Source organism: Cupriavidus sp. FW305-46 (assembly GCF_058787075.1).
On record NZ_JBYSZI010000029.1, the window covers coordinates 1 to 6,741 of the forward strand.

The window sequence follows — 6,741 nt, forward strand, 5'->3', positions numbered from 1 at the left end:
CCACTTCTCCTCCCCCACCCCTTGCCAGCAACCCCGACGCGCTGCTGCCGCTGTACCAGGCGATGGTGCTGACGCGCCAGTTCGACCTGAAAGCGATTGCGCTGCAGCGCACCGGCAAGATCGGCACCTTTGCCTCGGCACTCGGCCAGGAAGCCATCGGCGTGGGCGTGGCCTTTGCGATGCGGCCCGAAGACGTGCTGGTGCCCTCGTACCGCGACCACGCGGCACAGTTTGTGCGGGGCGTCACGATGACCGAGAGCCTGCTCTACTGGGGCGGCGACGAACGCGGCAGCGGCTTTGCGGCGGCGCCGCATGACTTTGCCAACTGCGTGCCGATCGGCACCCAGGTCTGCCACGCGGCCGGCGCCGCCTATGCGTTCCAGCTGCGCGGCGAGCCGCGCGTGGCGGTCTGCCTGCTGGGCGACGGCGGCACCTCCAAGGGCGATTTCTATGAGGGCATGAACATGGCCGGCGCGTGGCACGCGCCGCTGGTGATCGTGATCAACAACAACCAGTGGGCAATCTCGATGCCGCGCAGCGGCCAGACCGCGGCGCAGACGCTGGCGCAGAAGGCCATTGCCGCCGGCATCCCCGGCGAGCAGGTCGACGGCAACGACGTGGTCGCGGTGCGGCACCGCGTCGGCGAGGCCATCGCGCGCGCGCGCGACGGCGGCGGCCCGGCGCTGATCGAGGCCATCACCTACCGCCTGGGCGACCACACCACCGCCGACGACGCCTCGCGCTACCGCGACGAGGCCAGCGTCAAGGCGCACTGGCAGGAAGAGCCGCTGCTGCGGCTGCGCACGCACCTGCTGGCGCTGCACGCGTGGGACGCGGCGCGCGAGGAAGCGCTGGTCAAGGCCTGCTCGCAGCAGGTGGCGCAGGCCGTGGAGACTTACCTGGCCGTGCCGCAGCCGGACCCGGCCGCGATGTTCGACTGCCTGTACGCAACCATGCCGGCCGAATTGCAGGCGCAACTGGAGATTGCCCGGCGCTTCCCGGCGCCGCACGGGTAACCAGCAAACCCTGCGCCTTCACCTGGCGACCACAGCGAGCGAACCATGGCGGAAATCAATCTGGTCGAAGCAGTCAACCTGGCGCTGGCCCATGCGCTGGAGCACGATCCCGATGTGCTGCTGCTGGGCGAGGATATCGGCGTCAATGGCGGCGTGTTCCGCGCCACCGCGGGCCTGCAGGCGCGCTTTGGCGCGGCGCGCGTCATGGATACGCCGCTGGCCGAAGGCGGCATCGTCGGCGCGGCGATCGGCATGGCGGCAATGGGGCTCAAGCCGGTGGCCGAGATCCAGTTCACCGGCTTTATCTACCCGGCGGTCGATCACATCATCAACCACGCCGGACGCATGCGGCATCGCACGCGCGGGCGCTTGTCATGTCCGATGGTGGTGCGCTCGCCGTGCGGTGCCGGCATCCATGCACCCGAGCATCATTCCGAAAGCCCGGAGGCGATGTTCGCGCATATGCCCGGCATCCGCGTGGTGGTGCCTTCATCGCCCGCGCGCGCGTACGGGCTGCTGCTGGCGGCCATCGCCGATCCGGACCCGGTCATCTTCCTCGAACCCACGCGGCTGTACCGCCTGTTCCGCCAGGAAGTGGCCGACGACGGCGCCGCGCTGCCGCTGGACACCTGCTTCACGCTGCGCGAAGGCAGCGACATCACGCTGGTGAGTTGGGGCGCGATGGTGCAGGAGACGCTCGCCGCCGCGGACGCACTGGCCGGCGAAGGCGTGACGGCCACGGTCATCGACGTGGCCACGCTCAAGCCGCTGGACATGCAGACCATCCTGGAATCGGTGACGCGCACGGGCCGCTGCGTGATCGTGCACGAGGCCCCGCGCACCGCCGGCTTCGGCGCCGAGATCGCGGCGCAGCTGGCCGACGCGGGCCTCTACTCACTGGCCGCGCCGGTGCAGCGCGTGACCGGCTTCGACACCGTGGTGCCGCTGGCGCGGCTGGAATACACCTACCTGCCTGGCGTCGCCCGCATCGTCGACGCGGCGCGCAAGGCGATGGCAGCGTAACGCGAGAGTTGCCGACGATAGGCAAGGAGTGCCGATGAGAGTCTTCAAGCTGCCCGACCTGGGCGAAGGCCTGCAGGAGGCCGAGATCGTGACCTGGCACGTCAAGACCGGCGACACCGTGGCCGCTGACCAGCCGCTGCTGTCGGTGGAGACGGCCAAGGCCATCGTGGAAATCCCGTCGCCCTATGCCGGCACCATCGCCAAGCTGTTTGCGCAGCCCGGCGATATCGTCCACCTTGGCGCGCCGCTGGTCGGCGTCGAGGGTGCGGGCGACGATGCCGACGCCGGCACCGTGGTGGGCTCGGTCCAGGTCGGCACGCACGTGGTCAATGAAGCCGCGCCCGCGGGCTCCGCGGCACCCGCCGCGGCGATGGCCGCGCGCGTCAAGGCCACGCCGGCGGTGCGCGCGCTGGCGCGCCGGCTCGGGGTGGACCTGGCAATGGCCACGGCATCGGGTCCCGAGGGCGTCGTCACCGCCGCCGACGTGGAGCGGGTAGCCAGCACGCTGGCCGAGCTGGGCGCGCCGGAACAGCTGCGCGGCGTGCGCCGGGCGATGGCGCAGAACATGGCGCGGGCACAGGCCGAAGTGGCCGCCGCCACGGTGATGGACGACGCCGACATCCACGCCTGGCAGCCCGGCGCCGATGTGACCATCCGGCTGGTGCGCGCCCTGGTGGCCGGCTGCCGCGCCGAGCCCGGCCTCAATGCCTGGTACGAAGGCCAGACCGCCCGCCGCCACGTGCTCAAGAAGATCGACGTCGGCATCGCGGCGGACCTGCCCGAGGGCCTGTTCGTGCCCGTGCTGCGCGACGTCGGCAACCGCGATGCCGCGGACCTGCGCCACGGCCTGGACCGCATGCGCGCCGACATCCGCGCGCGCACCATTGCTCCGGAAGAGATGCGCGGCAACACCATCACGCTGTCCAACTTCGGCATGATCGCGGGGCGCTATGCCGCGCCCATCGTGGTGCCGCCGACCGTGGCAATCCTGGGTGCGGGACGCGTGCGCGAGGAAGTGGTGGCAGCCGGCGGCGTGCCGGCGGTGCACCGGGTGATGCCGCTGAGCCTGACCTTTGACCATCGCGTGGTGACGGGTGGGGAGGCGGCACGGTTTCTGGCGGCGGTGATTGCGGATCTGGAGATGGCGGCGTAGCGGTGGAAGGCAACAGGGAGCCGACGAGCCAATAGCCTCGGAGAATACTGCCGCCCCTCGTGTACGCTCCCCTCTCCCGCAAGCGGAAGAGGGGAGCAAACCGCCGGTGTGCTGGCACCGATCGGGAATCGGGCGCTGCGGTGGCCCTGTATATAATGCGTTTCCGATCGCCGCTGCCGTCAAGCCGGACCTATCCGGACAGCCGGACACCCCTCATGGAATCCAAGACCGCCCGCCTTACCATCCTGATCGATCCGGTCAAGAAGAAGGCCTTTGAAACCCTGTGCGCCTCGCAGGACCTGACACCGTCGCAGGTCGTGCGCCAGCTGATCCGCGAGTACCTGGCCCAGCATGGCGTGGAATATGCCACCAAGCCCAAGCCTGCGGGCAGCACCCGGCAGAAGAAGTGACTCAGCGCGGGGCGTCGCCCTCGCCTGCAGCTTCGCTTGCCAGCTCGCCGCAGCGCTGCACCGCCTGCGCCAGCGAATCCACGTAGTTGCCCTCCCCCAGCGCCGCCAGCACGCCCGCGCGCGCCAGCTTTTCCCTGACCCGCTCGTTGGCTTCGGCCAGCACCACCGCCACGCCGCGTTTCTGCAGCGTCACGATCACGGCCTCCAGCGTCTGCAGCCCGGTCATGTCCATGAAGGGCACGCGGCCCAGGCGGATCAGCAGCACGCGCGGCTCGGTATGGGTCTGCACCAGTGCGCGCTCGCAGGCTTCCACGGCACCGAAGAAGAACGGTCCGTCGATGGCATAGACCAGCACGCCCGGCGGCATCCGCGCGGGCAGGCCGGCGCCGGCATCGCCGAGTTCCCGCTCTACGTCCACGGCATCCTGGCGCGCCACCTCGACTGACGCCGACATGCGCCGCAGGAACTGCAGCATGGCCAGGATCACGCCGATATTGACCGCCACCACCAGGTCGGTCAGCACGGTCAGGGTGAAGGTGATCAGCAGGATGGCGACGTCGGCGCGCGGCGCGCGGCGGACCATGCGCGCGAACTGGCGCCCCTCGCTCATGTTGTAAGCCACCACGAACAGGATCGCGGCCAGCGTCGCCAGCGGCACGCTGGCCGCGAGCGGCGCCAGGAACAGCAGCACCATCACCAGCGTGAGCGCATGCACCACGCCGGCCAGCGGGCTGTTGCCGCCATTGCGGATATTGGTGGCGGTGCGGGCAATGGCGCCGGTGGCGGCAAACCCGCCGAACAGCGGCGCCAGGATATTGGCGATGCCCTGGCCGACCAGCTCCTGGTTGGAATCGTGCCGCGTGCCAGCCATGCCGTCGGCCACCACCGCGGACAGCAATGACTCGATCGCGCCCAGCATGGCGATGGTGAAGGCCGGCCCGGCCAGCTCCAGCACGCGCGCCAGCGTGATGTCCGGCAGCGCGGGCACGGGCAGCCCGCGCGGCAGGCCGCCAAAGGCGGTGCCGATGGTGGCGACGCCGTCAAAGCGGAACAGCGCCTGCACCGCGGTGGCAACCAGCAGCGCCACCAGCGGCCCGGGGATGCGCCGCAGCCAGCGCACGCGCGGCGCGCCCACTACCAGCGCCAGGCTGCCCAGCGCCAGCGCGGTGGTGGCCGGGTGCCATTGCGGCAGCGCCTGCAGCAGGTGCCAGAGTTTTTCGTGGAAATGCTCGCCGGCGACCGGCGGCAGGCCGAAGAAATCGCGCCACTGGCCGACAAAGATGATCACGCCGATGCCAGCCGTGAAGCCGACGATCACCGGTGCGGGAATGAACCGGATCACGCTGCCCAGCCGCGTCAGCCCCATCGCCAGCAGGATCAGCCCCGCCATCAGGGTGGCGATCTGCAGGCCGTCGATGCCGTGGCGCGCGGTCACGGCGGACAGCACCACGATAAACGCGCCGGTGGGCCCCGCGATCTGCAGCCGGCTGCCGCCGAACAGCGACACCGCCAGCCCGGCGACGATGGCCGTGTACAGGCCCTGCTCCGGCTTGGCGCCCGACGCGATCGCAAACGCCATGGCCAGCGGCAGCGCCACCACCCCGACGATCACGCCCGACACGATGTTCGGCAGCCAGTTGCCGCGTCGGAACAGTCCGGCCAGCCAAGCTTCGCGCAGCGCGATCATGCGTCAATCCCTCGGGTTCGTGCAGGATGATGATGGTGCATTGGATGATAACAGCATGTTAATGCCCGCCGGCTTGCAGCTCGCGCCGTGATATTCGCCACGCCTGCACTGTCGCTTATGCCACTCAATTCCTATACTGGATTGGCTCGCCCGGGCGTACGGGGTATGGGCCAGGGCGGACGCGGCAAACTTCTGCAATCGGAGGCCCATCATGTTCAAGCACCTCCTTGTGCCTACCGACGGCTCCGCACGCGCCGACGCGATGGCGGCCCGCGCCATGGCCTTTGCCAGCCGCATCGGCGCCCGCGTGACCGGGCTGCATGTGATTCCCGAGTACCACGTACTGACCTACCGGCTGACCAGCCTGCAGGACACCAAGGACACCTTTGCCGCAGAAGCAGCGCGCCACGCGGATACCTTCCTGGCCACGCTCAGCCACACCGCGGCGCAGGCCGGCGTGGCCTGCGAGACCGTCACCGCCACCGACGACCATCCCTGGCAGGCCATCATCCAGTGCGCGCAGCAGCGCGACTGCGACCTGATCGTGATGTCGTCGCATGGCAAGCGCGGGCTGCAGGCGCTGCTGATCGGCAGCGAGACCCACAAGGTCCTGACCCACAGCACGATCCCGGTGCTGGTCTTCCGCTAGGCGGCCGGGCGAACAACGAGACAGCGCGATAGCGGGCAACAGTGCGCGGCGACGCGCGTATCCAAACCACGCCAACTGCAAGGAGCGCAACCATGGCGATTCGACTGGGCGAGCAAGCCCCTGATTTCACCGCCGACACCACGGAAGGCAAGATCAGCTTCCATGAGTGGATCGGCGACAACTGGGCCATCCTGTTCTCGCATCCCAAGGACTTCACGCCGGTGTGCACCACCGAACTGGGCTATATGGCCCGGCTCAAGCCCGAATTCGACAAGCGCAATACCAAGATCATCGGCCTGAGCATCGACCCGGTCGGCGACCACCAGCGCTGGGTCAAGGACATCGAGGAAACGCAGAACTGCACCATCAACTATCCGATGATCGGCGACGCCGACCTGAAGGTGGCCAAGCTCTACGACATGATCCACCCCGAGGCCAGCGGCAGCGGCCCGCGCACGGCGGTAGACAATGCCACCATCCGCTCGGTGTTCATCATCGGCCCGGACAAGAAGGTCAAGGCCATGCTGGTGTACCCGATGAGCGCCGGGCGCAATTTCGACGAGGTGCTGCGCCTGCTGGATTCGCTGCAGCTCAATGCCAAGCACACCGTGGCCACGCCGGTGAACTGGAAGCCGGGCGAGGACGTCATCATCCCGACATCGGTCTCGGACGAGGATGCCAAGAAGAAGTACCCGCAGGGCTTCAAGACCCTGAAGCCCTACCTGCGCACGGTGGAGCAGCCCAAGTAAGGGGGAGCGAGGAGCGCCAGCACCAGGGAGTGCGGCCGGGCGTGGGGGTCACGC

At 69.1% G+C, this 6,741-nt stretch carries 7 protein-coding genes; 6 read left to right on the forward strand and 1 reads right to left on the reverse strand.

What is annotated here, in order from left to right:
- The 4 genes from pdhA to AC3WON_RS15665 form a co-directional block, all read left to right on the forward strand.
- On the forward strand, positions 1–1,016 hold a 1,016-nt coding region (pdhA, locus tag AC3WON_RS15650; RefSeq protein ID WP_492344888.1), incomplete at its 5' end, for a pyruvate dehydrogenase (acetyl-transferring) E1 component subunit alpha.
- A gap of 45 nt (positions 1,017–1,061) precedes the next feature.
- The gene (locus AC3WON_RS15655) at positions 1,062–2,039 is read left to right on the forward strand and encodes an alpha-ketoacid dehydrogenase subunit beta (RefSeq protein ID WP_492318417.1); all 978 of its coding nucleotides are present in this window, start codon (positions 1,062–1,064) and stop codon (positions 2,037–2,039) included.
- A gap of 34 nt (positions 2,040–2,073) precedes the next feature.
- Positions 2,074–3,192, forward strand: a complete 1,119-nt coding sequence (locus AC3WON_RS15660) for a dihydrolipoamide acetyltransferase family protein (RefSeq protein WP_492318416.1) — start codon at positions 2,074–2,076, stop codon at positions 3,190–3,192.
- A gap of 215 nt (positions 3,193–3,407) precedes the next feature.
- On the forward strand, positions 3,408–3,602 hold the full coding sequence (locus AC3WON_RS15665) for a ribbon-helix-helix domain-containing protein (RefSeq protein ID WP_010810900.1): 195 nt from the start codon (positions 3,408–3,410) through the stop codon (positions 3,600–3,602).
- Position 3,603: 1 nt separating this feature from the next.
- Here the strand turns inward: AC3WON_RS15665 and AC3WON_RS15670 are convergent, their stop codons facing one another.
- The gene (locus tag AC3WON_RS15670; protein ID WP_492352199.1) at positions 3,604–5,289 is read right to left on the reverse strand and encodes a SulP family inorganic anion transporter; all 1,686 of its coding nucleotides are present in this window, start codon (positions 5,287–5,289) and stop codon (positions 3,604–3,606) included.
- A 211-nt stretch (positions 5,290–5,500) separates the two neighbouring features.
- On the opposite strand from AC3WON_RS15670, the gene AC3WON_RS15675 reads away from it, so the two are divergent.
- Complete coding sequence (locus AC3WON_RS15675) at positions 5,501–5,938, forward strand: universal stress protein (RefSeq protein ID WP_035823164.1); 438 nt, start codon at positions 5,501–5,503, stop codon at positions 5,936–5,938.
- Positions 5,939–6,030: 92 nt separating this feature from the next.
- Positions 6,031–6,687 carry a peroxiredoxin gene (locus AC3WON_RS15680; protein ID WP_492318414.1) on the forward strand — a complete coding sequence of 219 codons (657 nt, stop codon included), beginning with the start codon at positions 6,031–6,033 and terminating at the stop codon, positions 6,685–6,687.
- The last annotated feature ends 54 nt before the right edge of the window (positions 6,688–6,741 follow it).

Coding starts and splice junctions, on each gene's coding strand:
- AC3WON_RS15665 (WP_010810900.1), top strand. CDS start 3,408: ATGGAATCCAAGACCGCCCGCCTTACCATCCTGATCGATCCGGTCAAG.
- AC3WON_RS15670 (WP_492352199.1), bottom strand. CDS start 5,289: ATGATCGCGCTGCGCGAAGCTTGGCTGGCCGGACTGTTCCGACGCGGC.
- AC3WON_RS15675 (WP_035823164.1), top strand. CDS start 5,501: ATGTTCAAGCACCTCCTTGTGCCTACCGACGGCTCCGCACGCGCCGAC.
- AC3WON_RS15680 (WP_492318414.1), top strand. CDS start 6,031: ATGGCGATTCGACTGGGCGAGCAAGCCCCTGATTTCACCGCCGACACC.
- AC3WON_RS15655 (WP_492318417.1), top strand. CDS start 1,062: ATGGCGGAAATCAATCTGGTCGAAGCAGTCAACCTGGCGCTGGCCCAT.
- AC3WON_RS15660 (WP_492318416.1), top strand. CDS start 2,074: ATGAGAGTCTTCAAGCTGCCCGACCTGGGCGAAGGCCTGCAGGAGGCC.